General features: G+C 47.2%; 13 protein-coding genes. 5 read left to right on the top strand and 8 right to left on the bottom strand.

What is annotated here, in order from left to right:
• Positions 1 to 2: 2 nt before the first annotated feature.
• Genes apaG through ACPUEK_RS17480 form a run of 5 tightly spaced genes read right to left on the bottom strand, consistent with a single transcriptional unit; the run spans position 3 to position 5,712 of the window.
• Positions 3 to 380 carry a Co2+/Mg2+ efflux protein ApaG gene (gene apaG, locus ACPUEK_RS17500; RefSeq protein WP_067032093.1) on the bottom strand — a complete coding sequence of 126 codons (378 nt, stop codon included), beginning with the start codon at positions 378 to 380 and terminating at the stop codon, positions 3 to 5.
• Between the two features lie 2 nt (positions 381 to 382).
• Positions 383 to 1,177: a 16S rRNA (adenine(1518)-N(6)/adenine(1519)-N(6))-dimethyltransferase RsmA gene (gene rsmA, locus ACPUEK_RS17495; protein ID WP_067032091.1), complete on the bottom strand. Its 795-nt coding sequence runs from the start codon at positions 1,175 to 1,177 to the stop codon at positions 383 to 385.
• Positions 1,178 to 2,170, bottom strand: coding sequence for a 4-hydroxythreonine-4-phosphate dehydrogenase PdxA (pdxA, locus tag ACPUEK_RS17490; protein ID WP_425641633.1), 993 nt, complete (start codon positions 2,168 to 2,170; stop codon positions 1,178 to 1,180).
• A gap of 12 nt (positions 2,171 to 2,182) precedes the next feature.
• Entirely contained in the window at positions 2,183 to 3,448 is a 1,266-nt protein-coding gene (locus tag ACPUEK_RS17485) for a peptidylprolyl isomerase (protein WP_425641632.1), read from the bottom strand.
• The gene (locus ACPUEK_RS17480) at positions 3,448 to 5,712 is read right to left on the bottom strand and encodes an LPS-assembly protein LptD (protein ID WP_425641631.1); all 2,265 of its coding nucleotides are present in this window, start codon (positions 5,710 to 5,712) and stop codon (positions 3,448 to 3,450) included. Before ACPUEK_RS17480 ends, ACPUEK_RS17485 begins: the two co-directional genes overlap by 1 nt.
• A 126-nt stretch (positions 5,713 to 5,838) precedes the next feature.
• Here ACPUEK_RS17480 and djlA point away from each other — a divergent pair, with 126 nt between their 5' ends.
• Positions 5,839 to 6,630, top strand: a complete 792-nt coding sequence (djlA, locus tag ACPUEK_RS17475; protein ID WP_067216552.1) for a co-chaperone DjlA — start codon at positions 5,839 to 5,841, stop codon at positions 6,628 to 6,630.
• Between the two features lie 15 nt (positions 6,631 to 6,645).
• Here the strand turns inward: djlA and ACPUEK_RS17470 are convergent, their stop codons facing one another.
• A complete protein-coding gene (locus tag ACPUEK_RS17470; RefSeq protein WP_425641630.1) occupies positions 6,646 to 7,617 on the bottom strand; it encodes a DUF3530 family protein in 972 nt (323 codons plus the stop codon).
• A 74-nt stretch (positions 7,618 to 7,691) separates the two neighbouring features.
• Here ACPUEK_RS17470 and rpe point away from each other — a divergent pair, with 74 nt between their 5' ends.
• Genes rpe through ACPUEK_RS17450 form a run of 4 tightly spaced genes read left to right on the top strand, consistent with a single transcriptional unit; the run spans position 7,692 to position 11,623 of the window.
• Positions 7,692 to 8,363 carry a ribulose-phosphate 3-epimerase gene (gene rpe, locus ACPUEK_RS17465; RefSeq protein ID WP_067216545.1) on the top strand — a complete coding sequence of 224 codons (672 nt, stop codon included), beginning with the start codon at positions 7,692 to 7,694 and terminating at the stop codon, positions 8,361 to 8,363.
• Positions 8,363 to 9,043, top strand: a complete 681-nt coding sequence (locus ACPUEK_RS17460) for a phosphoglycolate phosphatase (protein ID WP_067032070.1) — start codon at positions 8,363 to 8,365, stop codon at positions 9,041 to 9,043. The genes rpe and ACPUEK_RS17460 overlap by 1 nt, the downstream gene beginning before the upstream one ends.
• Before the next feature lie 58 nt (positions 9,044 to 9,101).
• Positions 9,102 to 9,545, top strand: a complete 444-nt coding sequence (locus ACPUEK_RS17455) for a DUF2946 domain-containing protein (protein WP_067032067.1) — start codon at positions 9,102 to 9,104, stop codon at positions 9,543 to 9,545.
• A gap of 44 nt (positions 9,546 to 9,589) precedes the next feature.
• Complete coding sequence (locus ACPUEK_RS17450) at positions 9,590 to 11,623, top strand: TonB-dependent copper receptor (RefSeq protein WP_425641629.1); 2,034 nt, start codon at positions 9,590 to 9,592, stop codon at positions 11,621 to 11,623.
• Positions 11,624 to 11,709: 86 nt separating this feature from the next.
• Here ACPUEK_RS17450 and ACPUEK_RS17445 read toward each other — a convergent pair whose 3' ends face one another.
• Together ACPUEK_RS17445 and ACPUEK_RS17440 are read right to left on the bottom strand one after the other, a co-directional pair.
• Positions 11,710 to 12,951, bottom strand: coding sequence for a mechanosensitive ion channel family protein (locus tag ACPUEK_RS17445; protein WP_425641627.1), 1,242 nt, complete (start codon positions 12,949 to 12,951; stop codon positions 11,710 to 11,712).
• Between the two features lie 23 nt (positions 12,952 to 12,974).
• Positions 12,975 to 14,306 (bottom strand): magnesium transporter, encoded by a 1,332-nt coding sequence (locus tag ACPUEK_RS17440; RefSeq protein ID WP_067216527.1) that lies wholly within the window; start codon positions 14,304 to 14,306, stop codon positions 12,975 to 12,977.
• Positions 14,307 to 14,327: the final 21 nt, after the last annotated feature.

The raw sequence follows: 14,327 nt of genomic DNA, 5'->3' as shown, positions 1-14,327 counted from the left end.
CCTTAATGTACTTGGTTGGGTACCGCTAAAGTAAAAGGCGAGATCGGTGCATCAAATTCCGTGCCGTCATCGCTTAGAAAACGATAGCTGCCGTGCATCACACCAACCACGGTATCCAGTACCGTACCACTGCTGTAATCATATGACTCACCTGGCGCTAGGTAAGGGTATTCGCCAATCACGCCAGCGCCTTTTACTTCTTGTACTTTTTCATTGCCATTGGTGATGACCCAATGGCGAGACAATAACTTTGCCGCTTCAGTACCGCAGTTGGTTATTGTGATGTGATAAGCGAACACAAAACGATCATCTTCGGAAACTGACTGCTCAGGTAAAAATTCCGTACGAACGGTAACGACGATATCGTGTTCCGACTGCATGGTTAGTCCTTTTGGCTTACTAAGTTGGCGATGTTGACGAAGTCTTCTACATCTAAACGTTCAGGACGCAAACTTGGATCAATACCAAGTGCTTCGAAGTCAGCGTCATTCAATACGCCTTTGTAATTGTTGCGCAGTGTTTTACGGCGTTGGTGAAAGCCAATGCGTACCATATCCTCAAGTGTCTTAAGGTCTTGCGCAACAAATGGTCGAGTCTTATGGGGGGTCATACGTACAATCGCAGAGTCCACTTTCGGCGGTGGATCGAACGACTCAGGGCCTACGATAAACAAAGACTCAACTTGACAGTAATATTGTGCCATGACACTCAAACGTCCGTATAGACTGTCGCCAGGGCGAGCGGCTAAACGAACCACCACTTCTTTTTGTAGCATAAAGTGCATGTCGTCGATTTTCTCAGCATAGCTAAGTAGGTGGAAAATTAACGGTGTCGAAATGTTGTAGGGTAGGTTACCGACTACTCGAATGTTGCCTTCAGTGGCGAGCGTTGAAAAGTCGAATTTCATCGCGTCGGCTTCGTGTACCGTTAAATCTGGGTAACGGAATAAGTTAACTCGCAGAATCGGGATTAAGTCACGGTCAAGCTCCACCACATCCATGCGTTTAGTGGCACTGATGATGCCCTCTGTTAGCGCGCCTTTACCGGGACCGATTTCGACAATACGTTGTCCTTCTTTCGGCGCGATACAGGCAACAATGCGACGAATAATGCCGACATCATGAAGGAAGTTTTGACCAAAGCGTTTACGCGCTTTGTGGGGCTGTGGTTTGCTCATTTAAGTACTTTCTTGGGCGTTGGTTGCCATGGTAATGGCATGTTCAATGGCAACTTTTAAGCTGCCATCACTTGCTTGTCCGGTTCCCGCTAAATCGAGAGCCGTGCCGTGATCAACGGACGTTCGGATGATTGGTAGGCCAAGGGTGATGTTTACCGCATTACCAAATCCAGAGTACTTTAACACAGGTAATCCTTGATCGTGATACATGGCTAACACGCAGTCAGCCTGATCTAGGTATTTTGTCTGGAACAAAGTATCCGCAGGAAGCGGGCCTATAAGATTCATGCCTTCTTGGCGTAGGCTTTCCAAGGCCGGGATGATGATGTCGATCTCTTCGTGCCCCAAATGCCCATCTTCCCCTGCATGAGGATTCAATCCGCACACTAAAATGCGCGGGTTGTCGCAGCCAAAACGGGTTCTTAGGTCATGGTGCAAGGCACGAGTCACCGTTTTGATTGTTTCAGGCGTGATGGCTGCGGGAATGTCTTTAAGTGGCAAATGCGTGGTGACTAATGCCACTCGCATGGCTTGACTGGCCAACATCATAACGACTTGTGGGCTGCTGCATAACTCTTGGAAAAATTCCGTGTGTCCAGAGAAATGTACGCCTGTTTCACACAAAACGCCTTTATGGACCGGTGGTGTCACCACTGCGTCAAAGTCACCATTAAGACAACCTTGACCAGTGATACGCAGGGTTTCAAGTACATACGGCGCATTCGCAACGTCTAGTACCCCTGTGGTTACGGCATTCGCCAATGGGGTAGGCAATACTTGCAGTGTGCCCGCTTGGTGTTCTGTTAGATCCTTAAGATCATCACGAACGATGACCTTAATGTTTAAGCCTAACTCTGTCGCACGGCGGCGAAAAAGGTCTGGATCGCCGACGATCACTAACTGCGCGGCAAATGAGTCTTGCAGCGCAGAAAGAATGATATCAGGACCAATACCGGCAGGCTCGCCTGAGGTAATAGCGATACGTGGGCTCACAGTGTCACTCCTTTATGAGTCGCTTTTGCGGTCAATGAACGCATCGGCACGCAGCTCAGATAGCCAGTTATCCAAAACAAAGTCTTGCTTCTGGGTCATGATTGCACGCTCTGCATTACGACGCTTGACTTGATCGCTGATATCGTTTTGACGACGACCATCGACTTCAAGAATATGCCAGCCGAATTGAGACTGGAACGGTTCACTGATACTGCCCACAGGTGTTTTGTTCATCATCTCTTCAAATTCAGGCACCATGGTTCCTGGTGTTACCCAGCCCAAGTCACCGCCTTGAATGGTCGAACCTTGGTCTTCACTGTACTCGCGAGCAAGGTCGGCAAAGTTAGCGCCTTGTTCTAAGCGAGTGTGAAGTTGCTCAGCCAATTCGCGAGTTTGTTTATTGTTACGGATTTCATTTGGGCGCAATAGTAAGTGGCTGACTTTCGTCTCTTGCTGAACGGCGACATCTTGTGAGCGTTTTTCAATCACCCATAATAGGTGAAAGCCTGCATTACTTTGCAATGGGCCGACTAAAGTACCTTCTTCTTGAGAACTAACTGCTTGAGTAAACAGACGGGGTAGCTCATTCGCTTTACGCCAGCCTAGGTCGCCACCTTCGATTGCAAATTGGCCTTGAGAATTGGCAATGGCTTGGTTAATGAAATCTTGCTCTGAACCAATTTGGTCCGCAATCGCTTCAATTTGCGCTCGTGCTTCCGCGACATCCGATGCGCGCACAACAATGTGACGAAGATGGAATTCTGCTTGGTTTTGACCGTCTGCTTGTTGATTTTGAAGAAAGTCTTCAATTTCTTGCTCGGTGACAGAAATACGGGACTGAGCCACTTGTTGACGCGCTTTGCCGATCAATATCTCACTTTCGATTTGCTGTCGGTAGCGTTTGTAATCTACACCTTGGTTCGCCAGAAGCTGTTTTAGACCATTGATATCGGTGTTGAAATTGGACGCCACGCCCATGATAGCTTGGTCAACTTCTGAGGTGCTTGCTCGAATGCCTTGCTTGCGTGCGTAATTCACTTGCAAAGCTTCTTCGATCAGCTGGTTAACGATTTGACGGTGGATGGTATCGGTCAGTATGCCGCCAGGAATTCGGTCTTTAACCACTTGGAAGCGGGCGTTGACATCACTGTCCAAAATCGGACGAGCATCAACGACTGCTGCTAAACCGTCAATTTTCACAGGCTCCGCAAGCACAGGTGCTGCTGTCCACGCTGCGGATGTTACTAACAGTGAGCAAATAAACTTCTTATACATCATTAATATCCGACCTTGCCTTGGTTCCAGTAGTCATCTGCGATGGTGTCGATATCCGAATTGGTTCGCCCCACACCACTTAAACTACGTAAAATAAATTGTAAGAATACACCTTCGTCAAACTGCCCGTCATTATCACGCCAGCGTTGGTAACTAAACGATGTTTTGACACAGCAGTTTTCATAGCCAAACCCTTCCACCTGAGCGGTTTGCTCTCGGTCTATCCAATCATAGGATTGCTGATGGAAGAAGTGCCAGTTTTCATTAATTGGAATGATGGTGCCAAAACTCGATTGTTTCGTCATATCATCTTCGTTGTCATCATGTAGGTATGAGAAACTAAGATTGAAGACAACGCCACTGTCTGGTGTGTATTTCAAAGCAGTTTGCGCAAGATCTACACGATCTTCATCAAAATCATAGTTAAAATGATTCGCCAGTGTGAAATTATCGCCGTTGTAAGCGGCTGTGGTTAGCACTGGACTATGATGGCTGCTGTCTACAATGTTTCCTGTCTCACCATCAATGTCGACTTTGCGATCACGTAAGTAAAATACCTGCCCACCTTGGAATGTCCAACGGTTTATGTTGTTACCATTGTAAAGGCGGCTTTCTAAACCCAGTGCGACTTGTTCTGTATCCCCGATGCGGTCGTTACCGCTGAAGCGACGATGAGAAAAGGCTTGCCCATAAGTCATTTCCATTTCATTCGCGTCAAAATCCGGAATGTCAGATTGATCTTCGTAAGGTGCGTATAAGTAATTGACCCGTGGCTCTAATGTTTGACGCCAATCTGTATTAAAGCGGCGATCGAACACAACACTGGTATCTAAGTAATAAGACAGGTGGTTGACGCTAGTGTCTTTGTCTTGCTTGGTATCGTAATTATGCAAGCTGTAGTCGCGGTATTGGTGTAACACGCCTGCCGTAGCTTGACCCCAAGCATTACCTGTACTGATATTGATATCTTGGTTCAAGACCATACGTTTGCCATCAGAGCCTTCTTTATCCGGCTCATAGAAGTCGGTGAACTCAACATCTGGTCGATAGCTGTAACGGGTATCCGCATAGCGATAAGAAGCGCTCAAACGAGGTAGCCATTCCAATGGTTTATCTTCTGTTGGATCGGGTGTCTGGAAGCGTCGAACTTGAACATTCGAGCTAAAGTTCCCCAGATTATAGCGAGCATAGCCTCGGCGCTCGTAGTTGTCTTCTTCTTGAATGCTGGTGTTGTTTACGTCCGGTTCCACGTTTTCTGTGGGGTTATCTTCTAGGTAAGCACCAATACCAAAGCTTTGAGTGAGTTGCTGGTCACTGGTGAATTTGCGCAATGTGCCTTCGTTGCCATGGTTATCGTAAAACGTAGATTGTTCATACTGGGTTTTGCCATATTGGCCAAGATGGCGCAGCTCTATATCAAATCCTTGACCGCTGTCATCTTTATCATTGCTGTCCTCAGAGACGATCGGAATCACTAGGTTAGGTGTGATAGTAGCATCGTAATTGGGAGCAAGATTCAAATAGTAGGGCGTTGACAGGGTGAGCTGCTTGCCACTAAAGCCAAAACTGGGGAACAAAAAACCCGTTTGACGGCGTTGATCCAGAGGGAAGCGCAGCCAAGGGAAGTAGAAAATAGGCACATCGTGAACACGGATTTGAACATGCTTGGCGGTACCGAAACCACTGTCAGTGTCCAGCTCAATGCTAGAACCATACAGTTGCCAACTATCTTCACCGGGTTCACAGGTAGTGTAAAAGCCTTCTTTAATAAAAATCAGACCTTCTTTGTTTCGTGCGATTTGCCCCGCTTCCCCTCTCAGGCGGCTATCGTGCGCAAGGAAACGAGCATTATCAAATTGCGCGCTCTGGTTACCTTCTGCGGTACTGATATAAGCGTTGTCACTTCTGATTACTTGCCCTTTAGAGCGTAACGCGACATTGCCTTGAGCTTGATAATAATCCCCCGGTACGCCTTTAATTGTATCGGCATCCAGTTCTGATAGAGGTTGACGTAAAGTCGCGGCACCTTCCATATACAGAGTGCCTTGCTCATCGCGATAGATCAGATCCGCGAGCAAGTGTGTATTGTCACCATCGACCACTTGCCAGCTGTCGACGTACGCACCACGGCAATACTGGCCAAGTGTTGCCTGCTGTGATTCGCTTAGTGATTCGCGAGGTACCCAGTCCCATTCATTTGCCTCAGCCATAGGCAAGATGAAAAGACTTTGAAATAATAGTGCGTAGTAACGTAAATGCTTTGGCATGCGGAGTATACTAAATCTCATTTGCGTGCTGGCGCGAACATAAGGCGCTGCACTTGTCGGTCCATATTGGCGACAAATAATAATCTATGCGCCCCCTAAGGGGCTACCGATTCGGAGAAATACTTTATGTGGAAATGGATTGGATCGATTGTCGGCCTATTGTTTGGCGGCTTTTTTGGCTTGGTTGGTGGTTTTTTTATCGGTATGTTCATCGACCGAGCTAAAGGATCAAGTAGGGGATACCGCCGCACAGGCGCTTCTTTGCTGGAACAGCAGCAAGTGTTTTTCCAAACGTTGTTTCAAATGATGGGACGGCTGGCGAAATCTGATGGCCGTGTTTCAGAAGAGGAGATTCAGCTAGCGAAGGCGGTGATGCAGCGTTTACGTCTGTCGCCAGAAGCGCAGCGTCAAGCTCAGGAGTTATTTAATCAAGGTAAGTCAGAAAACTTTGATGACGATGCGGTGTTAAATCGTTTTAGCCAAGTGGTTGGGGGTGGCATGCTGCGTCGCTCTTTAATCGAAGTATTGTTGTTGTCAGCGTATGCCGACGGTCACTTATCGTTAGAAGAAAAGTCACTGCTTGAGAAAATTTGTGTGAAATTGGGCATGTCTGAAACGGAATACAACAGTATCCATGAGCAGATTAAGCGTCAGTCTCATTTTCACCAAGGCTATCAGCGTCAAGGTCAGTCAGGTCAGTCTTCTCCAGACTTGCTAAAAGCCGCTTATGATGTGTTAGATGTCAATCAAAGTATGACCGATGATGAAATCAAAAAAGCCTATCGCAGGCTGATGAGTCAAAATCACCCTGACAAATTAAGTGCGAAAGGCCTGCCAGATGAAATGATCGAGCTGGCGAAAGAGCGCACTCAAGAAATCCAGTCAGCTTACGAGATGATCAAGAAATCTCGCAAATAATGAATAAAAGCCCAATCAGTCGATTGGGCTTTTATAGAACAGCTCTTTTTCAAATTCTGGCAGCTCTTTTCTCTGACTCTGCTGGTTCGTATTCTGTTTCAAAAAACCCCAAACTCGTTGCACTAAACGCTTATTTCCTACCGGATCATAGCGGGCATCGGGCAGTGCATCGATTTGAGTATAGTTTACTGAGCGGTTAGTCCGTTTATTGGCAGCAGCTTGGCGATAGTTGGCAAATCGTTCTACCAGAGTATTTCGGTTGAAATAATAATCCAGCACCGGTAAACGCAAGCGCTCTATGTTTTGAGCCAGATCGTATTCGCTCACAGGTAACGAAGTGCGTGGTTCAATCAGAATAAGAGCCTGATTAGTGGTGCCTTTTTCAGTGGTGTAGCGTAAAGCATATGCGGCTCCAGTTCGGTAACCAAGATAGACAACTTGGCTATAGCCTTTGTCTTGGGTCAACGCTACGGCCGCATCAATGCGCGCGAATACGGTTGCCTCATTCGGTAATTCAGGTGTGTTGTCATCTTGTGTGTCTTGAGTTGGCTCAGCCTGAATTTGCACGGGCGTTGCGCGATTACGTATGTCTGGTATTTCTATGGCTAACGTACACCAGCTGTGCTGAGTGAGTTTTTCTCTGAGCGGCGAGACGACTTGAGGCCAATCAGGGTGGCCATGATCGCCATGTAAAATGATCACGCAACCTTGAGGATCACCGCTTTCGGATTCCCTAAAAAGTCCTAAGAACTCTTCGCCTTCAGCGGTTAGCGTCTCAATTTCATGAGAGTGGTTTTCACTAAGGCGATTGATCAGCCCCGCAATACGAGTTTCTTGAGGTGTCGGCATGACCCGTGGCACATCACTCTGTATCACAGAAGGCGCCCCCGCAGGTGCATCTGGAGATGTTTCGTTCTCTTCACCCTCAGCCCATAAGACAGCAGGGCTGAGCAATAAAAGCCAAGTGGCCAGCGTTATTTTCTTCATTGTATTCAATACTTATGCAATCGGCCTTGTTAGAATATTGCGCAAACAACATTCTGTCACTGCCGGAGAGAAATATGAAAGACTTTCTAATTGCGCCGTCTATTTTATCAGCTGACTTCGCTCGTTTAGGAGAAGAAGTAGATAACGTATTGGAAGCGGGTGCTGATATCGTTCACTTTGATGTCATGGATAACCACTATGTACCCAACCTAACGATTGGTCCGATGGTATGTAAAGCATTACGGAATCATGGTGTGACAGCCGATATCGATGTCCATTTGATGGTGAAGCCTGTTGATCGTTTGATTGGTGACTTTATTGAAGCCGGTGCCAGCTACATTACGTTTCATCCACAAGGCAGTGAGCACATTGATCGCTCGTTACAAATGATTCGCGAAGGGGGCTGTAAGTCAGGTCTAGTATTTAACCCTGCGACACCGCTTGATGATCTGAAATATGTAATGGATAAGGTCGACATGATTCTACTGATGTCGGTGAATCCAGGCTTCGGTGGTCAGAAATTTATTCCTTCAACGTTAGCTAAATTACGTGAAGCGCGTCGTTTGATCGATGAAAGCGGTTATGACATTCGTCTTGAAGTGGATGGTGGTGTGAGCGAGAAAAATATTGCAGAGATTGCGGCTGCAGGTGCTGATACTTTCGTAGCGGGCTCCGCTATTTTTAACAAGCCTGACTACAAAGCCGTGATTGATCAAATGCGTGCCGAGTTGGCTGGTGTGAAGTAATGAGAACCCCGAGACATTTTAAGACCATGTTTGATGGGTGGCCAGAACTGGTGTGTTTGGATCTTGATGGTACTTTGGTGGACAGTGTGCCAGACATTGCCGCGGCAATGGACAAGAGCCTAGTGACACTTGGTGCGACGCCCGCTGGAGAAGAACGCGTGCGCGGTTGGGTAGGGTATGGCTCCGCTAAACTGGTTCAGCAAGCCATGGAGTGGGCTGGGTTGGGAGAAGATCGCTATGAAGAAGGCTATCAAATCTTCTTAAAAGAATACTTCAATAATCTTGCTGACGCGTCGAAACTGTACGCAAATGTAGAATCTTTGCTCAAAGCGTTTAAATATCAAAAAGTGCCTATGGCGTTAGTGACGAATAAGCCAAGTCTGTTTATTAAGCCACTGTTGGATCATTTTGGTATTTCAACCTACTTCAGTTGGATGCTGGGCGGTGATTCCTTAAGCGAGAAAAAACCTTCGCCGATGCCATTGCAGCATTGCATGGAAGATATCGAAGCTCTGCCTGAAAAGTGTTTAATGATTGGTGACTCGCTAGCCGATTACCGTGCAGCGAAGGCCGCAGGTTTTAAAGTGGCGCTGGTAACGTACGGTTATAATCACGGCGTTGATTTGAGAGAACTTGAAGCCGACGCCTTGATCGATGATTTAGCGGAATTATTGATGTAAACATTGGCTTTAGAAGCGATCTATATCAGAAAATGGTAATGTTTGTGCGGATTTAGGCATGACGTTGCCATTTTTTTTGCTTAAAATGCCTACGCCTTGTTATGGACTGAACGGTATGCTGAAGCACTTTACTCATCAAGCGGTAGCGTTAGCACGCATGGGCCTCTTGGCCATGATGCTGTTAACCTTTGGTCCGTTGGTCGGTCAGCTGAATGCCGAGCCCCATTCTTCCTCGCTATCCCCAAGTTGGGTTTGTGGCGATGACGTACAAACGTCTAGCATGGGGCATCATGGCGCTGACCACAAGCACATGTGGTACGAGCAGTGTGAATACTGTTCACTGGTACAACACTTTCCTTTTTTAAGTCATCACATCCCGCAGTATGCGTCGGTTACCCTGCCTGCGTTGTCGGGAGAAGTTGCCTCGATTCGCAGCGCTCATGTCTCCGATGCGTTGTTTTTGCATGCCCCTAATCGCGCCCCGCCGCCTCTAAACAGTTAATTCAACGCCCTACTTTTTATTAAACTGATTTAGAGAACTCAAGAATGATGAATCATCAAACTTGTGGACAAACACGTCCACAGAACAGCACACGTCTATTTACTCTAGCGCCTTTAGCAATGGCACTACTGTTGGCTAATCAGGCAATGGCCCAAGAAATACGGTTATTAAATAATGCCATTGTGGTCTCGGCACCAGAGCTTACGGCACCGTCCACAACCCGTGTCCAGTTAAGCGAAACGCCTATTCTACAATCTGCTACGGATGGCGCGACAGTTTTGACGCAAATTCCGGGCTTTTCTGCAGTAGGAAATGGTGGTACGAATGGTGATCCGACGTTCCGAGGCATGTTTGGCTCGCGTCTAGCCATTTTGACCAATGGTGCGCAAATGGCAGGTGCTTGTCCGAACCGCATGGATAATCCAAGCGCTTATATTAACCCTTACACTTATGATGAAGTGACCATTGTAAAGGGCCCACAAACCGTACTATGGGGGCCGGGGAGTTCTGCTGCGACCGTTCGCTTTGATCGTGAGGCGGAAGACTTCTCAGACAAAAATCAGCGCTTTGAAGCCCGTGCACTGGTCGGCTCGAATGGTCGTTTAGACCGTTTTCTTGAAGGTGCAGTCGGGAATGAAAAAGGCTATTTACGTCTTGGTGCCAATGCGTTGGAGTCCGATGATTACGAGGATGGTGACGACAATGTGGTGGCATCCGAATGGGATAAGTGGAATACCAATGCTGCCATAGGCTGGACGCCGGACGAAGACACACTGCTAGAGTTGGAAGTAAGCCGAGGTGATGGCGAGTCGAAGTACGCTGGCCGCTCCATGGATGGCACCAAATTCCTGCGTGAAACGGCAGCATTACGTTTTGAAAAGCGCAATCTAGGCGATCGCTGGAGCAAATTAGAAGCGCAGTATAATTATGGTTATGCCGATCATATTATGGATAACTTTACCTTGCGAGATCCAGCACCTATGAGTGGTATGGGGGGAATGAGCATGGGTGGTATGCCGATGGCAATGGAATTAGATCGTCGTACAAGAAGTGGTCGTGTTGCCTCTACTTGGGATTGGCGTGACTACTCTTTGGTAGTCGGTATTGATGCTAAGCAAGAAGAACATCGTCGCGGTATTAATACCGCCAATACCATGGTGGACTACAGCAGCGATCAAGCGGGGTTGTTCTCAGAGCTAACGTGGTTTGCGAATGATACCCAGCAATGGGTCACTGGATTGCGCGTTGATCATGTGACAGCAACAGATGAATTAGCATCAACAGCAACGGCTGGACAAGAACGTAGCGACGATTTAATCAGTGGCTTCTTTCGTCTAGAAAGTGATCTTACAACGTTACCTGCCAGTACCTATATTGGTCTTGGCTATGTGGAACGCTTCCCAGATTACTGGGAAATGAAGCCAAGCAATGGCAGCTTGTCAGGCGATGTCAACGCGTTTGCAGGTGTTCAACCAGAGCAGACAACGCAATTAGATCTAGGTATAAACTATCAGCAAAACGCAATGACTTGGTGGGCATCTGCTTACGCGGGGATAGTTGACGATTACATCATCTTTGATTATTCGGGTATGACGCAAGTGGGTAATGTTGATGGGTATATTGCAGGGGCTGAAACAGGTGCACGTTACCAGTTGACCGACAACTGGAGTACGAATGCATCTTTGGCTTATGCGTGGGGCAGAAACCGTACAGACGGTGAGCCGTTGCCACAGATTGCACCATTGGAAACCAAACTAGGCATTACCTACGATGAGCAAGACTGGACCATTAATTCTGTGTTGCGTTTAGTCGCGAAACAAAATCGTATTGCCAAAGATAAAGGCAATGTTGTGGGGTATGATTTTGCTGAGTCGACAGGGTTTACTACCATCGACCTTAATGGTGAATACCGCTTTAATGACGTCGTGACCTTGAGTGCCGGCATTGATAATCTTTTCGATCGTACGTACACCGAACACTTGAATAAAGCTGGTAGCTCTGCGTTTGGCTACCCTGCAGATACGTCATTCAATGAGCCTGGACGTACCGTTTGGGCGAGTGTTGCCGCTAAGTTCTAAGAGGTTGTAAGGATTAGGAGCGCTTAAACGAGAAAGGGGCATCAATGATGCCCCTTTTTTATGCTTCGAGATGTGCGTACGTGAGACTAGGCGTCCCCATCACCATCAACTTCGCCAACCTTAGCAGAGCGCGCTTGGCTGTTGGCGGCTTTACCACCTCTGCCTTTAGTGCTTGTTTCTGTTGATTGAGAGCCGCTTTGTGGCTTAGCCGCTTGCTCGTTGCCTTCCGCTTCGTCAGCCACTTCGTTTTCATTAAATAAATGCAAGGTGCGAGTCGGGAAGGCCACTTCCGCGCCGTGATTTTCAATGATTTTCATGGCTTGAAATAATACGTCCTGTTTCACATCATGAAACTTAGCCCAATTCGTGGTTTTTGTGTAGGCGTAGATAAAGAAGTCGAGTGAAGACGGGCCAAATTGATTGAAGTTAACCATGTAGATTTGGTTACTATCAATTTCATCATGGTTGCCGACCATTTCTTTAATCTCAGCAGTGATTTTCTGCAATTTACTGAAATCACCGTAGCGAACACCCACTGTTTCATTGATTCGACGATGTGACATGCGAGATGGGTTTTCGACGGAAATGGTCGAAAACGTGGCGTTCGGTACATACAGAGGGCGCATATCAAAGGTGCGGATACGGGTTTGACGCCAGCCGATGTTTTCAACCGTACCTTCGATATTTTGGTCAGGTGAGCGAATCCAGTCGCCAACTGAAAAAGGCCTGTCTAAGTGAACCACTAAACCGCCAAATAAGTTAGCAAGTAAATCACGCGCTGCAAAACCAACAGCGATACCACCAAAACCACCAAAAGCCAAAACACCAGAGACACTAAAGCCCAGTGTTTGTAATATCACGAGCGCCGCTGTGATAAAAACGGCCGCACGCAAAAGCTTACTAATAGCGTTCGCGGTGGTGTAATCAACCGGTTTTTTGGTCGCATGCCCTGTTGTCAGTGCGCGTTCGACTCCTTTTACACAGCGTAATAGGAACCAAGAAAAAATTGCGATAACACCCACTTCTCGAACTTTAAGGACAATCTCAGTAATGTTCTCATCAAAGTTTGCATCAGGGATTTCAACGGCAATACTGAAACCGATTAGCCAAATTAAAAGGCGCATTGGTAGCCGAGCTGACTCGACTACCATGTTGTCCCAAGGGTTACGTGTTTGCTTTAGTTTATCATCGAGACGAAGTAGCAATTTATTGATGACAAAATTTATCACCAGTGTCGCAAATACAATGATGAAGATTTTTACGATCCAGTGCATAGGCTCATCGCCAAGACCTAGATACGGTTGAATCTCTTCCCAAGTCCAGTTCATTTAAGGTCCTTATGTGCTGTTCTTTACAGTAATAACAATGTACCCAAGCCTAAGAAAGCGATGTAACCGGCGATATCCGTTACCGTTGTTAAGATCACAGAGCCTGATAAAGCTGGGTCGATTTTGAGTTTATCCAATACCACAGGGATTATGACGCCAGAAAGTGCAGCCATTAAGATATTAATAACGATAGCCAGTGCAATTACCAACCCGAGCAGTGGGCTTTGGAACCACCAAGAGACGACGGCACCGATACTCAACGACCAAACAATGCCATTTAAACCGCCCACTTGAAGTTCTTTCTTTAAAAGTGAGACTAAGTTGGCACGGGTGATCTGCCCTAAAGCCAAACCACGAACAATCAGTGTTAATGTTTGGCTGCCAGCAATGCCGCCCATCGATGCCACGATTGGCATTAACACGGCTAAGGCCACCACTTGCTCAAGTGTTGCTTCAAACAGGCCAATGAATGCGGAGGCCATAAACGCGGTCAGTAAGTTGATACCTAGCCACAAACCACGAGAGGTAGCACTGCGTCGAACCGGCGAGAATAAGTCCGAGTCTTCGTCGAGACCGGTGTTCGACATCTGCACTGCTTCTTGCTCTAAACGGCGGGCTTCTAAGGCATGACCTGCATGAAAGCGGCCCACTAATAAATGGTTTTCATCTAATACTGGCAGCGCAGAGACTTCGCTTTTTTCAAGTAAGTCAGCTGCTTTTATGACATCGGTTTGCGCTTCAAGAAAAGGAAAATCTTCTTCCATTAGCCCAGAGACATGCTCATGGGGTTGTGCATTCAGTAGGGTTTTTAGATGCACACACCCGACCCAACGCCCCGTTCGATTAACCAAGTACATGGTGTTTGAATAGGATGCGGTGGTACGGCGGAATAAGCGCATGGCTTCCGATACACGAATTGATTGCGCGGCCACCAATAGTTCGTGGTCGACCCAGCGACCTACTTCATCCTCTTCGTAAGTGACGCCCTGACGGTAGTAGTCCCGTTGTTTGGCGTCCATCTTTTGCAGCGCAATGTCGATCATAGGATCTGGCAGGGAATCTGCGATCTCCAGCAGATCTTCAGCGTCTACGTCTGAAAAGAGTTCCGCTATTTCAAACTCGTTCAGCTCTTTTAATAGAAGTAGGCGCGATTCGCCACGCATCTCCACCAAGATGTCTAAGCGATTGGTCTGTTTAATACTGTCCCAAACAAAGCGTCGTTGGGCGACTGGGATCGACTCAAGGGCTAAGGCGACATCATCAGGGGGCATCGAACTGATGGCCTGATTAATAGCGATGGTAGAAATGTTTTCTTGAGTGAGTAGTTCAATCAGTTCTGCGATCGGGTTGGACACGGGCTGACCCCTTATACATCT

Source organism: Marinomonas gallaica (assembly GCF_049821165.1).
Taxonomy (GTDB): Bacteria; Pseudomonadota; Gammaproteobacteria; order Pseudomonadales; family Marinomonadaceae; genus Marinomonas; species Marinomonas gallaica.
Note: the sequence above shows the minus strand (reverse complement) of the source record. Positions and strands in the feature narration are given on the sequence as shown.

Excerpts from the sequence above, each read along its gene's own strand:
- rsmA (WP_067032091.1), bottom strand. The coding sequence starts at position 1,177 with ATGAGCAAACCACAGCCCCACAAAGCGCGTAAACGCTTTGGTCAAAAC.
- ACPUEK_RS17485 (WP_425641632.1), bottom strand. The coding sequence starts at position 3,448 with ATGATGTATAAGAAGTTTATTTGCTCACTGTTAGTAACATCCGCAGCG.
- ACPUEK_RS17445 (WP_425641627.1), bottom strand. The coding sequence starts at position 12,951 with ATGAACTGGACTTGGGAAGAGATTCAACCGTATCTAGGTCTTGGCGAT.
- ACPUEK_RS17480 (WP_425641631.1), bottom strand. The coding sequence starts at position 5,712 with ATGCCAAAGCATTTACGTTACTACGCACTATTATTTCAAAGTCTTTTC.
- djlA (WP_067216552.1), top strand. The coding sequence starts at position 5,839 with ATGTGGAAATGGATTGGATCGATTGTCGGCCTATTGTTTGGCGGCTTT.
- ACPUEK_RS17455 (WP_067032067.1), top strand. The coding sequence starts at position 9,102 with ATGACGTTGCCATTTTTTTTGCTTAAAATGCCTACGCCTTGTTATGGA.
- ACPUEK_RS17460 (WP_067032070.1), top strand. The coding sequence starts at position 8,363 with ATGAGAACCCCGAGACATTTTAAGACCATGTTTGATGGGTGGCCAGAA.
- rpe (WP_067216545.1), top strand. The coding sequence starts at position 7,692 with ATGAAAGACTTTCTAATTGCGCCGTCTATTTTATCAGCTGACTTCGCT.
- apaG (WP_067032093.1), bottom strand. The coding sequence starts at position 380 with ATGCAGTCGGAACACGATATCGTCGTTACCGTTCGTACGGAATTTTTA.
- ACPUEK_RS17470 (WP_425641630.1), bottom strand. The coding sequence starts at position 7,617 with ATGAAGAAAATAACGCTGGCCACTTGGCTTTTATTGCTCAGCCCTGCT.
- ACPUEK_RS17450 (WP_425641629.1), top strand. The coding sequence starts at position 9,590 with ATGATGAATCATCAAACTTGTGGACAAACACGTCCACAGAACAGCACA.